At 50.4% G+C, this 236-nt stretch carries 1 pseudogene; it reads right to left on the reverse strand.

The features are described from left to right. Positions 1-174, reverse strand: a pseudogene (locus tag ACYP03_RS28035) (leucyl aminopeptidase); the annotation flags it as partial. Positions 175-236 lie beyond the last annotated feature (62 nt).

Here is a 236-nt window from a genome sequence, read left to right on the forward strand (position 1 = left end):
CTGGCCTGGCTTGCCTTCCTGGTCGCCGCGTCGCTGCAGAGAACGTATGTAGCCCTCACTTTTATTAGCCAGTTGTTCAGCAATCGGAGAGAGGCGGCGTGGTTCTAAAACGCCAACGACGATACAGGCGCTGCGCTGTTTCTCGGGGCTACCACTATTAACACTGAACTCCATGCGTACTCCTACATCCTATAAAGACACTTAAGGCTAAATGTTATATAATGCCGCACTTAGTT

It is taken from the genome of Photobacterium sp. R1 (assembly GCF_054600795.1).